The sequence below is a fragment of the Luteimonas sp. MJ250 genome (genome assembly GCF_039548455.1).
Lineage (GTDB): Bacteria > Pseudomonadota > Gammaproteobacteria > Xanthomonadales > Xanthomonadaceae > Luteimonas.
The window spans coordinates 183,443-199,442 of the sequence record NZ_JBCLVB010000010.1; the positions used below are offsets into that span (position 1 = coordinate 183,443).

The window sequence follows — 16,000 nt, forward strand, 5'->3', positions numbered from 1 at the left end:
CGGGGCCGGATCAGGCCTGGGCGAAATCGAACGCAAGCACGTCGGCGATCGCGCCGCTGCCGAGCATCGCCATGAGCAGCCTGTCGATGCCCAGGGCCACGCCCGAACACTCGGGCAAGCCGGCGCCAAGTGCATCAAGAAGGGCTTCGTCAACCGGAGGCAGCGCCGCGCCGCGCAGCGAGCGCACAGCGCGATCACGTTCGAAGCGCGCGCGCTGCTCTGCGGCATCGGTGAGCTCGTGGTAGCCGTTGGCCAGTTCGAGCGGGCCGAGATAGAGCTCGAAGCGTTCGGCGACATCGACGTCGCTGCGGCGCACGACCTTCGCCAGCGCACACTGCGAAGCGGGATAGTCATGCATCGCCAGCAGCTGCCCCGGCGGGAACGCGGGCTGGATGCGATGAGTCATCAGCAGGTCGAGCCAGTCGTCGCGGGTCAGGCCTTCCGGATCGACCTGGCCGGGGAACGCGGCCTGCAGCCGATCGACAGGGGCGGTCAATGGATCAAGGTCAAGCGCCTCCTGGTAGACCTCGCGGAACGAGGCCTTGCGCAGGGTCGCGTCACGGCCGACCAAGGCGAGTGCGGCGCGCACGATCTCCGCGGTTTCGTCGATCAGCGGGTCCAGCGCCCAACCCACGCGGTACCACTCGAGCATGGTGAACTCGGGATTGTGGCGGCCGCCGGCCTCGCCGTCGCGGAACACGCGGCCAAGTTCGTAGCAGTCGCCGATGCCCTCGGCGAGCAGGCGTTTCATCGGGTATTCGGCCGAGGTGCGCAGCCAGCGTGTGCGCGGCGCGCCCCCGGTGCGGCCGCTGAACGCGACGGTGAACGAGTCGATGTTGGGATCGGTATTGCCGGCACGCGACATCACCGGCGTTTCGACTTCGAGTACGCCGTGGGCGTCGAAGAAGTCGCGCACCAGGCGATTGAGCCGCGCGCGCAGGCGCAGTGCCTCGTGGCTCATGCACCCCCTCCGGCGATTGCGAGGCTGAGGATGTCGCGGTCGTCGTCGCGGAAGCCGTGGCGAAGATAGAGCGCCTTCGCGCGCGGGTTGTGGCGGTTCACCTCCAGCCGCGCGACCTCGGCGCCCTGCCCGCGCGCCCAGTCGCAGGCCGCCGCCAGCAGCGCGCCACCCAGGCCGCGGCCGCGGGCAGCCGGCTCCAGGTACAGCTCGTCGACCAGCAGGTGGCGACCGCCCTGCTCGATGCTGAAGCACCAGCCCAGCACGAGATAGCCCACGCGTTCGCCCCCGACCTCGGCGAACAGCGCGGCGCCGAGCGAAGCATCGATCAGCAGCTGTTCGAGTCCACGACGCACGCGCGGCTCGTCGAGCGGGATCCGGTCCTCGGCATAGAAACGGCGCAGCATGCCAAGCAGCTCCGGCAGGTCGTCGCGCCTGACCGGGCGCAGTGCCAACGCCGCTGCGGCCGCCGCGCTCACGAATGTTCTTCCAGGAAAGCCAGCAGCCGCGCCTCGTCCCAGACTTCGACGCCGAGTGCGGTGGCCTTGGCCAGCTTGGAGCCCGCCTCGGCGCCGGCAACCACGAAGCCGGTCTTCTTCGAAACACTGCCCGAGACCTTGGCGCCGAGCGCTTCCAGCTTCGCCTTGGCTTCGTCGCGACCCATGGCGTCGAGCGTACCGGTGATCACCACCGTCACGCCGTCGAGCGGACCGTCGGTCGCCGCCCCACCTTCGGGCAGCGCCGCCAGCAACTCGGCCTGCATCGCCGCGGAAGCGAGCAGCGTGCGTGCGTTGGCCTCGTCGGACAGCCACTTCGCCACCGCGGTGGCGGTCTCGTCGGGCAGCCCGGCGATCACGAAATTGTGCCGCTCCTGGTCGAGCAGCGTCGCGGCGTCCGGGAAGGCATCGGCCAGCTGCTTCGCACGCAGCGGCGTCAGCTTCGGGATGGCGAGGTCCGCCAGCAGTTGGGCCAGCACCAGGCCTTCGCGCAGCTTCGGCGAAGGCGGATGCGCGTCGGTGATGCGCACGCCCGCGGCCAGCAGCGCATCGATCACCGCCTGGTTGCCCGGCTGGTCGAGGAAGTGGCCCAGCGCGCGCGCGACCTCGTCACCGATGTCGGGCACGCGCTTGAACAGCGGCCACGGCGCGCGGCGGATGCGGTCGAGATCACCAAACCACGCGGCCAGCGCCTTGGCCGTGCTCTCGCCGACGTTCTCGATGCCGAGCGCGAACAGGAAGCGCTCCAGCGTGGTTTCGCGGCTGCGGTCGATCGCGGCCACCAGGTTCTCCGCCCACTTGGTCGCGACCTTGCCCGATTTCACCGTCTCCGGCGTGGTGCCGTCGCGCTCGTCGGCGCGGCGCTTCATCTCGACGAAGTCGTCGACGCCCAGGCGATAGAGGTCGGCGACGCTCTTCGTGCAATCGAAGTCCACCAGCGCCTGGATCAACCGTTCGCCCAGGCCTTCGATGTCCATCGCGCGGCGCGAGGCGAAGTGGAACAGGCCCTGCACGCGCTGCGCCGGGCAGACCAGCTCACCGCTGCAGCGCGCCACCACTTCGCCCTCCTCGCGCACGATTTCCGAGCCGCACACCGGGCAGTTTTCCGGCATCCGCCACGGAGTGGTGCCATCCGGCCGACGTTCGGGGATCACCCGCAGCACTTCCGGGATCACGTCGCCGGCGCGGCGCACGATCACCGAATCGCCCACGCGCACATCCAGGCGCGCGACCTGGTCGGCATTGTGCAGGGTTGCGCGGGCGACCATCACGCCGCCCACATGCACGGGTGTCATCAGCACCCAGGGAGTGACCGCGCCGGTGCGCCCGACGTTGACCTCGATCGCCTCGACGATCGTGGCCTCCTCCTGCGCCGGGAACTTGTGCGCGATCGCCCAGCGCGGGGCGCGTGACACGAAGCCGAGGTCGGCCTGCAGCTCGTGGCTGTCGAGCTTGTAGACCACGCCGTCGATGTCGTACGGCAGGTCGTCGCGGGCTTCGCCGATCCGGCGGTAGTAGTCGAGCACGCCGTCGAGGCCGGTCGCGCACTCCACCAGCGGCGACACCGGCAGGCCGAGGCCGCGGAGCCATGCCAGCACGCCGGAGTGGGTCGCCGGGACGCGCGCGCCCAGGACCTCTCCCAGGGAATAGGCGAAGAACGCCAGCGGGCGCTTCGCGGTGATCGAGGGATCGAGCTGCCGCAGCGAGCCGGCCGCGCCGTTGCGCGGATTGGCCAGTGGCTTGGCACCGTGCGCGAGTGCCCAGTCGTTGTAGGCCTTGAAGCCGGCGCGCGGCATGTAGACCTCGCCGCGGACTTCGAGCACCTCTGGAACACCGGGGCTGGTACTGGCGCCGCCGGCTTCGCGCGTGTCCGGGTCGCCAGGATCGCGCAGCCGCAGCGGAATCGCCTTCACCGTGCGCAGGTTGGCGGTCACGTCTTCGCCGGTGTTGCCGTCGCCACGGGTGGCGCCGCGCACGAACAGGCCGTCCTCGTAGCGCAGGCTGATCGCCAGGCCGTCGAACTTGGGCTCGACCGAAAACGCCGGCGCATCCTCGCCTGTCTCGCGCACGATGCGGGCCACGAACTCCGCGACCTCGTCCTTGCTGAAGGCATTGGCCAGCGACAGCATCGGCACCGCATGACGGACTTCGGCGAATTTGCCCGAAGGCAGGCCGCCCACGCGCAGCGTCGGCGAGTCGGGCGTCTGCAGCGATGGGTCGGCAGCCTCAAGCGCAACCAGCTCGAGCATGAAGCGGTCGTACTCGGCATCCGGAAGTGCCGGATCGTCGAGCACGTGGTAGCGGTGGTTGGCGTCGTCGATCAGGCGACGCAGTTCGGCGGCGCGCAGCTGGGCAGTCTGGGGCATGGCCGGATTGTCCCCCGGAAGCTGTATGAGCCGCTACTTGTGGGAGCCGCTATAGCGGCGATCGCAGCTATAGCGGCGATCGCGGCTATAGCCGCTCCCACAATGGTCGATCACGGCCGCAGCTATAGCTGCTCCTACAGGGGGATCCGCGGGGGGGATCGGGCGGACCCGAGCGCTTATTACCAGTCGGGGCTGCGGGTGATCGGGACGTCCTGCTCGCGGTCGTAGGTGCGCAGCTCTTCGCGCAGGTGCGAGATGCGCTGGCGGCCGAGAGCGTTGCGCTGTTCGTCGAGCAGCACACCGTCGAGCAGCTCGGCCATGCGCTCGGCCGTGGGCAGCATCGCGTCCCAGGCGTCGAGCGCCGACATCGGCGCGGGCAAGGTCAGGAAGAAGGCGATCGCAGGCGTTTCCAGCGCCTGGATCTCCGCCATCTCGAAGCTGCCGGGACGGCGGATATTGGCGACGCTGAACACCGGGCCGCGCTCGGGATGACCGGCCACCAGGCGGTGAAACACATTGAGATGGCCATAGGTCAGCCCCGCCTTTTCGGCAGCGACCACGATGTCCGGGCCGCGCAGCACGTGGCCCGCGCGCGCCGCGATGTAGAGGGTGACGATCTTGTCGAAGTCGTCGCTGACGCGCTGGCCGTACTGGCTGACCGTGGCGCCCGCAGTGCCGCCGACAGCGCCGTCGAGCAGGTCCATCTCGGCCTGCATGGCGTCATCGACCGGCGTCTCGCCACCCTCGCCCAGTTCGCGCTCAAGCTGCGCGCCCAGTGTCGGCTCCAAGCGCTCCTCGCGCGCCGCCGGCGTGGACCTGGCCGGCACGCGGCGTCCCTGCGGACTGCGCGGCCTGGTGCCGAAGTACCAGATCGCGCCAAACAGCAGGACGCCCGCGACCAGGATCCCGATCCGCAGCAGCCAAACGTCGCTCATCGTGCTCTCCCTTGTTGGTTCAGGCGGCGCCGACCAGGCGTGCGGCTTCCGCAAGGTCGACCGACACCAGCCGGCTGACGCCGGGCTCGCGCATGGTAACGCCCGAAAGCTGCTTCGCGGCTTCCATCGTCGACTTGTTGTGGGTCACGAACAGGAACTGCACCTTCTCGCTCATCTCGGTGACCAGCGCGCTGAAGCGACCGACGTTTGCCTCGTCCAGCGGCGCGTCGACCTCGTCGAGCAGGCAGAACGGCGCGGGATTGAGCTGGAAGATAGCGAACACCAGCGCGACGGCGGTCATCGCCTTCTCGCCGCCGGACAGCAGCGAGATGTTGGACACGCGCTTGCCCGGCGGCCGCGCCATGATCGCGACGCCGGTGTCGAGCAGGTCCTCACCGGTGAGCTCCAGGTAGGCGTGGCCGCCACCGAACAGACGCGGATAGATCTCCTGCACGCCGGAGTTGACGCGGTCGAAGGTGTCCTTGAAGCGGCCGCGGGTCTCGCGGTCGATCTTGCGGATGGCGTCCTCCAGCGTGTCCAGCGCCGAGGTGAGGTCGGCGTCCTGGCTGTCGAGATACTCCTTGCGCTGGGCGGCTTCGGCATGCTCCTGGATCGCGGCCAGGTTGACCGGCTCCAGGCGGCGGAGCTTGGCGTCGAAGTCGGTGACCATGCGGCCCCAGGCGCCGGCTTCGGCATCGTCGGCCAGGCCCGCGACCACGTCGTCGAGCACGAAGCCAGCCTCCACCACGGCGGCGGTCAGCTGTTCGGCGTGGATCACCAGCGCCTGCTGGTCGAGGCGACGCTGGGCGATGGCCTCGCGCTGGGCGATGGCCTGCTCGTCGCGCTGGTGGCGCACCTGTTCGTTGCCGCGCAGCACGGCGTCGACGGCGTCGAGCGCGGTGCGCGCCTGCGCCAGGACCTGTTCGGCATGGACACGCTGGGCGAGTGCGGCCTGGCGCTGCTGTTCAAGCTCATCGATCGGGGTATCGCCAGTGGCGAGCTGCGCGCTGATCTCATCCAGGCGGCCGTCGAGCTGGCCGCGCTGGCCGCCCATTCGCTGCAGGGCCTGGCGCAGTCCGTTGGCCTGGGTGCGCTGGGTTTCCAGCTGCAGCGCCAGGGCATGGGCCTGTTCGCGCGATTCACGCGCCGCGGTGCGCGCCTGATCGCGGGCGGCGGCCAGGCGCGCGCGCTCGGCCTCGAACTCGCGGCGCACGCCTTCGAGCTCGGCCATGCGCGACACGGCGTCCTCGAGCCGGCCGCGCGCCTCGCGCGCCTGCTCGCCGCCACCGGCGATGGACTCGCCAAGCTGGGCGAGTTCGGCATCGATGCGCTCGATGCGGTTGCGTGCGGCGTCCAGCCGGCCCTGTTGGCCCTGCAGCCGGCCGGCAAGCTCCGACACGCTGCGATGCGCGTGGTAAAGCTGGCGCTGGGTGTCCTCGCGCGCCTGTTCGGCCGCCAGCAGGCGCTCGCGGCCGCTGGCCAGCGCCTCTTCAAGTTCGGCCTCGCGCGCCTGCAGCGTTTCAATGCTTTCGCGCAGGGCCTGGATCTCACGCTCGCGCAGCAGTGCACCCTGGCGCGCCGCGCCCGAGCGCAGCACCCGCAGCCAGCCGGCGCCAAGCCGCTCGCCGTCCGGAGTGATCACCGAGTCGCCGGGCTCCAGCCGCGCCTGCAGCGCGCGCGCCTCGGCCAGTGAATCGGCCACGTGCAGCCGCGACAGCAGCCGGCGGATCGCCAGCGGCCCGCGCACGCGCGCGGCCAGCGAAGTCGGCGCGAACGTAGCCCCGCCTTCATCGGCATGTGCGGACGACACCAGCGCGATGCGGCCATCGCCGAGATCCGCCAATGCGTCGACCAGCGCCTCCGGACTCTCGACCAGCACGCCTTCGATCATCTGTCCCAGCGCGCCCTCGACCGCGTTCTCCCAGCCGGCCTCGACCTCCAGCGCTTCGCCCACGCGGGTGGCGGAATCCAGGCCGTGCTGGCGCAGCCAGGCCATGGCCGCGCCCTGCTCCTGCCCAAGCGCGGCGTTCTGCAGGGTCTCGAGCGAGGACAGCCGGCCGCGGGCTTCCTGCGCCTGCTTGCGGACGTCGGAGATCTCCTGCTGGCTGGCGCGCTGCTGGTCCTGCAGGTCGAGCGCGGCCTGCTTGCGCACGTCCAGGCCTTCGTTGAGGCCTTCCAGCGCGAGCTTCTGCGTCTCGTGTTCTTCGGCAACGCCGGCGAAGGCTTCCGCCAGCGCGTCCAGGTCCAGGCCCGCGCGCTCGGCGGACAGCACGCCGCGGCGGCGGTCGTCGTCGAGCGACTGGCGGTCGAGGTAGTCGACGCGGGTGCGCTCGACATCGGCCGCGCGCGCGGCCTCGGCGGATTCGCGGCTGTGGGCGTCCCAGCGCTCCTGCCAGTCGGCCAGCGCGGCCTCGGCTTCGCGCAGGGCGTCCTGGCGGGCTTCGTCGCTCTCGCGCAGGGCTTCCAGCGCGGGCTCGGCCTCGGCGACCGACTCCTCCAGGATCGCCAGGCGCTCCTCGTCGCCGCTGATGTGCTGCGCCAGCTCGGCGATCGCGTCCTCTGCCTCCTCGCGGGCGCGAAGCAGGCGCTGCGACAGCTCGCGCTGGTGGGCGATCTGCTGCTCGATGCGCGCCAGCGTGCCGCCGACCTCGTAGCCCGCGGCCTGGGCGCGGTTGAGGGCCTCCATGGCCTCCTCGCGCTTCACGCGCCCCTCTTCCAGCTCGCGTTCGGCCTCGCGCTGCTCGGCGATCAGCTGCTGCAGGCGGGTCTCTTCCTGTGACAGCCCCTCGCGCAGACGCGACAGCTTCGCATCCAGCGCCCGGAATTCCAGCGCCTTCCACTCGGCCTCGCGGATCCGGCGTTCGGCCTGGATGGCGGTGTACTGCTCGGCCTGCCGCGCCTGCCGCGCGAGATGACCCAGCTGCTTGCCGACTTCCTCGCGCAGGTCATTGAGACGATCGAGGTTTTCGCGGGTATGGCGGATTCGGGTCTCGGTTTCCTTGCGCCGCTCCTTGTACTTGGAAATGCCGGCGGCCTCCTCCAGGTACACGCGCAGGTCCTCGGGCCGGGCCTCGATGATCTGGCTGATCATCCCCTGCTCGATGATCGAATAGCTGCGTGGCCCCAGGCCCGTGCCCAGGAACAGGTCGGTGATGTCGCGCCGGCGGCACTTGGCGCCGTTGAGGTAGTAGTTGCTCTGGCCATCGCGCGAGACCAGGCGCTTGACCGAGATCTCGTTGAAGGCCGCGAACTCGCCGGTGATGGTGTGGTCGCTGTTGTCGAAGATCAGCTCGACGGTGGCCTGCGAGACCGGCTTGCGCGAGGTCGAGCCGGAGAAGATCACGTCGGTCAGCGAGTCGCCCCGCAGACGGCTGGCCGAACTCTCGCCCATCACCCAGCGCACGGCGTCGATGATGTTCGACTTGCCGCAGCCGTTGGGGCCCACCACGCCGGTCATGTTGGTCGGCAGGTGGAGCGTGGTCGGATCGACGAATGACTTGAAGCCGGAGAGCTTGATCGTGGACAGGCGCATGCGGCGGTCGGTTGCCTCGGCGGCACACGGGCGGGCCGTGGCGGCGGTCGGTTTCGGGGAAATGCAGCGGGAATGCGGCCCGGAGGCAGCAGCACCGCAGTATAGCGGCACCCGGCTGGGCCGGATGCCGCTACCCCCAAGCCTCAGAAGACGACGTACAGGCTGACCCCGGCGAACGCCTGCAGTCCGGTGACACGGATGTAGTGGAGGCCCGGCTCCGCCGCCTGGATGCGCAGGCCACGGCCGCTGGTCGAACCATCGGCGGCGCCATCCTCCGGCACCGCCTGGTGGCGGGACTCGATGCGCAGCTGACCACTGCCACCACCACCGCCCCTGAGCACCGTCATGTTGCGCACGCCGGCCGGCACCCGGACGGCGAACAGGAACGAATCGCCTTCCGCACCGGACAGGCCCCGCACCGTTTCCCCGGCGCGCAGCAGCCGGGCATCCGGACCCAGCACGTGGACGCCGGTGTCGCCGCCCAGGGCCAGGAGGCGCTGGTCTCCGGTGGCCAGCAGGCGCTGCGGCGCGGCACCACCCAAGGACGTCAGCTTCCGCAGCTCCGGGCTGGTGGGATCGCTGACGTCAAGCTCGTGCAGGCCTTCCGCGTCCGCGAACCACACCAGTTCGCCGGCCTGGGCCACGCGGGTGTAGTCCCCCAAGCCGCTGCCCGGGGAGTAGCGCCCGATCACCTCGGGCGCCGCCGGATTGGCGATGTCGACCACACGCAGGCCCTCTCCGCAGGCCAGGTAGGCCAGGTCCATGGCCTCGTCGACGGCGAGATCGAAGGCTGCGCCGCAGCCGTCGTCGACGTGGGCAAGCTGCCGCGGCGCCCCGCTGCCGGACACGTCGAAGACGATCATGCCGCCCGGGTATCCGGATTCGATTTGCGCGCCCTGGGCCATGTAGAGGTAGCCATTGCCGGCATGCAGGCGGTACGGCTGGTTGGCGAGCGGGATCTCCGACAGCAGCGCCGGCGCGCCGGGCTTCGCGATGTCGACCGTCGCCAGCCCGCCTTCATTGGTCCAGCGGCCGACCCAGGCACGGGTTCCTTCGATGGCGATGGTCGCGGCGAACTGGTACGGAAGCCGCGAGACCTCCTTCGGCCCACCCTGCGCGCCGAGATCCACCGCCACCAGCCCGTAGCCCCAGGCCGCCATCCAGGCGATGTCGCCCGCCATGGCCATCTGTTCGAAGCTGCGGCCCTCCAGCAGTTTCGGCAGGCCGGCCTCCACGCGCGCCAGCGGCGCCAGCGTATCCGGGTCGTTAACCGTCAGGCCGTAGTTCGCCTGCAGCAGCACCGTCTTTCCGTCATGGATCGCGGCGTCCACGGCGCGGACGCCGCCGGGGAGCCAGCCGGTGGCCACCAGCTGCGGCTTGCCGGGCTGGCCGACGTCCAGCGCATGCATGAGATCGGTGCCGGTCTGCAGCAACATGCCCTGTTCGCCCAGCGGCACGGCCCGCCTGCCGGCGAAGGCATCGATCGTGGACTGTGCCACCGCCTGCGGCGCGTCCGGGTCGGCCACGTTCCAGATCCCCATCCCGGGCCCGTAGCCGAAGCTGTAGACATGGTCGCCCAGGCGGGCGCCGGCGGTGGCGGCGGGAATCTCGATCGAGCCACGCTGGGCCATGCCCGCGGCCGTGTCGAAGACCGACAGGTTGTTGCCGATGCCGACCGCGGTCTCCGGGCCGCTGACGACCCGGAATGTGTCGAGGCCGTCCAGGCCGTGGCTCGACGCCACCACCGGGGCTCCAGGCGCGGACACGTCGTACAGGGTGTAGACCGTATTGCCCAACCAGCCACGACCGCTGGCGTGGATGGTGTTGCCGTGGACCGCCAGGTCCGTGAACTGGGCCGGGAGGCTGCCCACGGCGCTGGCCGCGAAGACCGGCGCCTCCGGATCGTCGAGCTTGCCGACCAGCAGCCCGTGGCCATCGTCGAACAGATAGAGATGGTCGTTGGCCGTGGTCAGGCCGAGGGCGCGCAGCGTGCGATCGCTATCGAGGTAGGCCTCGTCATCGCGCACCAGGCGCGGGACCCGCGGGTCGGCCAGTGACCAGGTGGCGACGCCGCTGCGACCGTTGTCGCCGCGCCAGCTGGCGTAAAGGTGGTCGCCGACGCGCACCAAGCCGTTGATGGGGCCACCCACGGCGTCCGAGGTCTCCAGCCGCACCGGTCGATCAGGTCGGGCGTAGTTCCAGGTCGCGATCACGCGGCCGGTCGGGACGTAGGCAAGCTCGCCGGAAACGACCGGGGCAGCCGCGATCCCGCCGCCGCGCAGCAGGTTGAGCCTGAGCGGCTCGGCGGCTTCGACGCCCGCGGCGAGGGTGCAGGCCATGGCAGCCGCAAGCGCGGCAGTGAGAAACGGATTCGGCTTCACGTACGGATCCTCTGTCTTGCTGGGGTGGATCACCGACCTTGGGACCCGACCTGCTGCCGGACACTCCAGACGCATGACTGTTACATGATCATTGCGCTTGAAATCAGACACTTGCGGGCGAACTCCACCGTCATCCGGCGATCGCGGCAGCGACCCGCACCTGCAGCTCCGCCAGCGACGGGACGGCGGGCGCCCAGATCGCCACGCGCCCCGCGAGCGCCGCGGCCTCGGCCTGCCGCTCCTGCTTCAGCAGCCAGTCGGCGTAGGCGAGCACGACGTCGGCGATGTCGGACGGCACGCCCTCGCGCTCGGCCAGTGACAGGGCGTCGGCAAATGCGGCGTCCACCTCGGCTGCTGGCCGTCCCGCCTGCTGCACGCCCAGTGCGCGCCGCAGCCGGTCGGGCACGAACGCCCCCAGATCGGCCTCCGCCGCCATGCGCACCGGCCGATCGAGGCGCAGCGCGGCCTGCTCGCGGCGCAGCAGCAGCCAGGCGCGGGCCTCCGGATGCACGCCGACGGGAACGGCGGCGAGGGCCGCATCAGCCAACGCAAGGGCCTCGTCCGGCCGTTCGCGGTCGAGGGCCAGCGCAACCTCGTGCCGCGCCGCCTCGAGCTGCAGCGTGAGACCGGGGCCTGGCGGGCCACGGCTCGCGAGGATGTCCGCCGCCTCGTCCAGCCGGCCGGCGACCCGCAGCGCCCCGGCCCGCGCCTGCAGCAGCGCCCGCGCCTGCGCCGGGTCGGCGACGCGGTCGCGCAGCGCCAGGCCGCGCCCGCTTGCCGCCAGCGCCTGCTCCACCCGCAGCAGGCCGAGTTCGGCGTCGGTGCGCGCTGCCAGCACGGTCGCCAGTTCGTTCACCGCCCCCATTGCCGAAAACGCCTGTTCGGCTTCGTCCAGGAAGGCCAGGGCCTGGGCCGGCCGGCCGCGATCGGCTTCGAGGATGCCCATGTTGGCGTCGACCCTCGCGACCGCCAGGGCATCGCCGGTCCGCTGCAGCGTCACTCGGGCACGGCCGAAGTCGGCCAGGGCCGCGTCGAAGCGTTCGTCCATCGCGTACACCACCGCGCGCCCGCTGAGGGCCTGGCCGAGCTCGGCCGGGTACTCCGCGGCCAGCGCGATCGCGGTGTCATACGCCGCCTCCGCCTCGTCAAGCCGCTCCAGGCGCAGCAGCATCGCGCCGCGCGCGTTGAACACCTGCGCGCGGAACACCGGATCGGGCACGGCATCCTCTTCCAGCAGGCGCTCCAGGCGCGCCAGGCCCCGCGCGTGTTCGCCGGCGCGGAAATCCACCCGCGCCAGCTGGTACTGCAGCCGCGGCTGTGCGCGCTGCAGCTCGGGCGCGGCAAGCAGGATGCCGCGTGCGGCCTCGAGCTCGTTGGCCAGCATCGCCGCTCGCGCACGCTGCAGGCGCTCGGCCAGGTCCGTGGCCTCGGCATCCGCCAGCGCCGTTCCGCCGAGCCTCGGGGCCAAGCGATCGACCGCCAGGCGCGCGGCTTCGAGCAGGTCGCCGGCCTCTCCGGCCGCGGCGTGGGTCATGCCCCCGCCGTCCCCTGCAGTCAGGCGGACACGCCACGCCGCGCCGTTCCGCGCCACCGCGCTTTCCACCCGCCAGCCGCGTCCCAGCATGGCGCGGAACTGGGCGGGCCCGTCGCCCCCCTCGCGTGCGTCCGCCGCCAGCGCCGACTCACTCGACAGCACCACGAGGCCGCTGCGCCGCAGCCGGTCGCCGAGGTAGTCCATCAGGCCAAGCCGCACCCAGGCGACATCGTCGCCGTCCTCCACGCGGGTCGGCAGCACCAGCAGCGCGTCCTGCACCGGCACCGTCGCCCCACTGCCGGCGACAACCGCGTCCAGCGGTCCTGCATGAGGTCGCTGGCGCGTCGCCCACCATGCCGTGGCCGCGAAGACCGCCAACAGGAGGAGCGCGAACGATCCGACAGCCGACCGTTGGCGTAGCCGGCCGGGCCGGCCGGAATCGCCCGGGCGGGGCGGGTCCGGCGGCGGAGGTCGAGGGGGCGGCTCCATGCTGGCCGGAACGGGAACGGGAACGGGAACGGGAACGGGAACGGGGGCCGGTGTCGGCGTGCCCTGTTCGACGTCCACCTGCATCATCCAGCGGAAACCGTAGCGCGGCACCGTGCGCACGGTGTGCTGGGACTGGCCGTCGTCGCCGACCGCCCGCCGCGTGCGCACCATCACCTGCCCGAGCTGGGCATCGGACACGTCGGCGCGGCGGAACGCCGCCCGCACCAGTTCGTCGCGCGACACCGCGCGGTCGCGGTGGGCGATGAGGCACAGCAGGCACTCGTACACGCGCGCCTGCAGCACCACCGGCTCTCCGTCGCGCCGAAGTTCGCGCGTGGCCGTGTCCAGCAAGTGGCGCCCGAAGCGGTAGCGCGGGCTCATGGGTTCGATCGGATCTGCACGCTGCGATGATCGCCGATTCGACGCCCCTTGGCCGGATCCCGGCGCAGTACCCGGCATCGTCACGGGCAACTCACCGATGCAGGCTTGGCCGTCGCGCCGATATGCAGGGTGGGCACGAGGCGGGAGGCTGGCCTGCCTTTCCCGAGGATGGACCATACCGATGACCACGGCTCCGGCACTTGGAACAGGCGTGTTCCTTCGCGGCGCGCTCGCCTGCGCATGCATGTCCGCGCCGGCCTTCGCCCCCACGGCCATTCACGCGCAGCCAGCCGATCTCATGCACGCCGCGCCCGCGGTGCTTGCGCCCGGCGCGATACCTGCCGGGCCCATTGCGGACTACTGGCTGAGCGAAAAGCTCGACGGCGTCCGCGGGCGCTGGGACGGTCGGCGGCTGTGGACGCGCGGTGGCCTGCCGGTGGACGCGCCGCCCTGGTTCACCGCGGGCTGGCCAGAGGAGCCGATGGACGGCGAACTGTGGCTGGGCCGCGGCCGCTTCGAGGAGGCCAGCAGCCTGGTACGCAATCCGCCGGCCGATGACGCGCCGTGGCGCGCGATGCGCTTCCTCGTGTTCGACCTCCCGGCCCACGCCGGTCCCTTCGAGCAGCGGGTCCAGGCCATGCGCGCGCTCGCCGGCCCGGACACTCCCCCTTGGCTGCGGCCGGTGGCGCAGTCAAGGGTCGCTGACGACAAGCAGCTGCAGGCCCGCCTGCGCGCAGTGGTCGACGCCGGCGGCGAGGGCCTGATGCTGCAGCACCGCGATGTCCACTACATGCCCGGCCGCAGCGACGGCCTGCTGAAGCTCAAGCCGCACGACGATGCCGAAGCGCGCGTGGTCGCGCATCTGCCAGGTCGCGGCAAGTACGCCGGCATGGTCGGTGCCCTGCTGGTGGAGCGCGAAGACGGCGCGCGTTTCCGCCTCGGCAGTGGCCTCAGCGACGCCGAGCGCGACGCGCCGCCGCCGCTCGGCAGCCTGGTGACCTATCGCTACAACGGCCTGACCATCAATGGATTGCCGCGCTTCGCACGCTTCATGCGGCTGCGCGAGCCGCCGTCCGATGCCGGCCCCGGATCCGGATCCGGCCCTGGACCTGGCACTGGACCCGGCAACTGAAGGTTCACACGCCGCCCTGGCCCCGATCCCGTTGGAGCGGCGCACCCCGACTCTGTGGGAGCGGCTATAGCCGCGATCGGCGACAGCGCCGGGCCAGTTTGTTGCGGCGTGAGCCTCCGTTGCGGTCCGCGCCGCCCGTCCCGCGCACAGGGGGTGTGCTCCCCCGGCCTGTCCGCGTCCTGCTCCCAAGGCCGGCCGCCGGCCATCCATGGCCGGCTGTACGCACACCCCCTGTGCACGGGACGGGTTCCGGCCATCTTCGGCTTCGGGACGACGATCAAAAGCGGTCGCGCTTGCGCGGCAGCGGCGGCCACCCTGCATCCGGCAGCCGACAGCGTGACGACCTGTGGTGCGATGCCTGCTGACGGGAAGTCAAGGAGGAGGCTCCGGCCGAAGGCCGGAGCCGGAGGACATGAGCGGCAGCAGGCATCGTGCCGCAGTGCCGCCAAACATCAGGCTTCCTGGTTTCCTGGTTTCCCGGCAGCCTGCACCAAGGCAGCGTACGAGCGCCGCGGCAACCGGCCTGACGCTGTCGCCGATCGCGGCTATAGCCGCTCCCACAGGCACAGGGTTGGGATGCGCCGCTAGGCCCAAGCTGGCGGTGCGGCTCTCTCCCACTCTGTCGGGAAAAGACCCATTCAAAGATGTTGGGACTGCCCCATCGGGTCCAATCGGCGCCCATCGTCGATATCAAAAAAATGCAGACGGGGGACTGCGACCCGAAGCGACAGCAACTCCCCCGGACGCGGCAGGTCGCCGGGCGGCAGCCGCGCCACCAGCGCATGCCCGCCCAGCTCCAGGTTCACGAACACCTCGCTGCCCACCGGCTCGACCACTTCCACCAGCGCTTCGAAATTGGCGTCGCCTCCCCCAACGGCTTCCACGCCGGCCGGGGCGTCCGCACGCAGCAGGTGCTCGGGCCGCAGGCCCATGTCCAGTTCGCGGCCCTCCCAATCGCCGGGCACCCGCAGCCCGGGCAGCGGCACGCGCAGATCGCCATCGGCCACCAGCGCGGGCGCGCCGTCAACCGACACCAGGCGGCCGCGAATCACGTTCATCGCCGGACTGCCCAGGAATGTGGCCACGAACAGGTTCGCCGGCCGCTCGTACAGGGCCATCGGCGTGTCGACCTGCTGGATGCGGCCGCCGTCGAGCACCACGATGCGCTGGCCCAGGGTCATCGCCTCCACCTGGTCATGGGTGACGTAGACCATGGTGGTGCCGAGGCTGCGGTGCAGCCGCGCGATCTCCACCCGCATCGCCGCGCGCAGGCGGGCGTCGAGGTTGGACAGCGGCTCGTCGAGCAGGAACACCTGCGGCTGCCGGACCAGTGCGCGCCCGAGTGCCACGCGCTGGCGCTGGCCGCCCGAAAGCGCCGCCGGCTTGCGCTCCAGCATGTCCTCCAGCCCCAGCGTCTTCGCCGCGCCCGCAACCCGCTCCGCGATCGCCGCCTTGTCCATGCCGCGCAGCTTCAGGCCGAAGGCCAGGTTCCCGGCCACGCTCATATGCGGGTACAGGGCGTAGTTCTGGAACACCATGGCGATGTCGCGGTCGCGCGGCGCAACGTCGTTCACCACCCGCTCGCCGATCGAGATCGTGCCGCCGTCGACCGTCTCCAGGCCAGCGATCATCCGCAGCAGGGTCGACTTGCCGCAGCCCGACGGTCCAACCAGCACAAGGAGCTCGCCGTCGCCGGCTTCAAAGCAGGCGTCGTGGACGGCGATGAAGCCGTCGGGGTAGACCTTGCGGACGTGTTCGAGCCTGACCTGCGCCATCGTCACTCCGGGTGTCCCCG

9 protein-coding genes are annotated in these 16,000 nt (G+C 71.2%); 1 reads left to right on the plus strand and 8 read right to left on the minus strand.

What is annotated here, in order from left to right:
- Nucleotides 1-10 precede the first annotated feature (10 nt).
- The 7 genes from epmA to WCE37_RS04475 form a co-directional block, all read right to left on the minus strand.
- A complete protein-coding gene (gene epmA / locus WCE37_RS04445; RefSeq protein WP_343278312.1) occupies nt 11-961 on the minus strand; it encodes an EF-P lysine aminoacylase EpmA in 951 nt (316 codons plus the stop codon).
- On the minus strand, nt 958-1,437 hold the full coding sequence (locus WCE37_RS04450) for a GNAT family N-acetyltransferase (RefSeq protein WP_343278313.1): 480 nt from the start codon (nt 1,435-1,437) through the stop codon (nt 958-960). The genes epmA and WCE37_RS04450 overlap by 4 nt, the downstream gene beginning before the upstream one ends.
- Entirely contained in the window at nt 1,434-3,821 is a 2,388-nt protein-coding gene (gene ligA / locus WCE37_RS04455) for an NAD-dependent DNA ligase LigA (RefSeq protein WP_343278314.1), read from the minus strand. Before ligA ends, WCE37_RS04450 begins: the two co-directional genes overlap by 4 nt.
- A 179-nt stretch (nt 3,822-4,000) precedes the next feature.
- Complete coding sequence (gene zipA, locus WCE37_RS04460) at nt 4,001-4,756, minus strand: cell division protein ZipA (RefSeq protein ID WP_343278315.1); 756 nt, start codon at nt 4,754-4,756, stop codon at nt 4,001-4,003.
- A gap of 19 nt (nt 4,757-4,775) precedes the next feature.
- Entirely contained in the window at nt 4,776-8,288 is a 3,513-nt protein-coding gene (gene smc, locus WCE37_RS04465) for a chromosome segregation protein SMC (protein WP_343278316.1), read from the minus strand.
- 143 nt (nt 8,289-8,431) lie between these two features.
- Complete coding sequence (locus WCE37_RS04470) at nt 8,432-10,669, minus strand: hypothetical protein (protein WP_343278317.1); 2,238 nt, start codon at nt 10,667-10,669, stop codon at nt 8,432-8,434.
- Between the two features lie 130 nt (nt 10,670-10,799).
- Nucleotides 10,800-13,073 carry a winged helix-turn-helix domain-containing protein gene (locus WCE37_RS04475; protein ID WP_343278318.1) on the minus strand — a complete coding sequence of 758 codons (2,274 nt, stop codon included), beginning with the start codon at nt 13,071-13,073 and terminating at the stop codon, nt 10,800-10,802.
- Between the two features lie 298 nt (nt 13,074-13,371).
- Between WCE37_RS04475 and WCE37_RS04480 the strand changes: the two genes are divergently transcribed.
- Complete coding sequence (locus tag WCE37_RS04480) at nt 13,372-14,205, plus strand: DNA ligase (protein ID WP_343278319.1); 834 nt, start codon at nt 13,372-13,374, stop codon at nt 14,203-14,205.
- A gap of 638 nt (nt 14,206-14,843) precedes the next feature.
- Here WCE37_RS04480 and ugpC read toward each other — a convergent pair.
- On the minus strand, nt 14,844-15,980 hold the full coding sequence (gene ugpC / locus WCE37_RS04485; RefSeq protein ID WP_343278320.1) for a sn-glycerol-3-phosphate ABC transporter ATP-binding protein UgpC: 1,137 nt from the start codon (nt 15,978-15,980) through the stop codon (nt 14,844-14,846).
- Nucleotides 15,981-16,000: the final 20 nt, after the last annotated feature.

Coding starts and splice junctions, on each gene's coding strand:
- epmA (WP_343278312.1), bottom strand. CDS start 961: ATGAGCCACGAGGCACTGCGCCTGCGCGCGCGGCTCAATCGCCTGGTG.
- ligA (WP_343278314.1), bottom strand. CDS start 3,821: ATGCCCCAGACTGCCCAGCTGCGCGCCGCCGAACTGCGTCGCCTGATC.
- zipA (WP_343278315.1), bottom strand. CDS start 4,756: ATGAGCGACGTTTGGCTGCTGCGGATCGGGATCCTGGTCGCGGGCGTC.
- smc (WP_343278316.1), bottom strand. CDS start 8,288: ATGCGCCTGTCCACGATCAAGCTCTCCGGCTTCAAGTCATTCGTCGAT.
- WCE37_RS04475 (WP_343278318.1), bottom strand. CDS start 13,073: ATGAGCCCGCGCTACCGCTTCGGGCGCCACTTGCTGGACACGGCCACG.
- WCE37_RS04480 (WP_343278319.1), top strand. CDS start 13,372: ATGCACGCCGCGCCCGCGGTGCTTGCGCCCGGCGCGATACCTGCCGGG.
- ugpC (WP_343278320.1), bottom strand. CDS start 15,980: ATGGCGCAGGTCAGGCTCGAACACGTCCGCAAGGTCTACCCCGACGGC.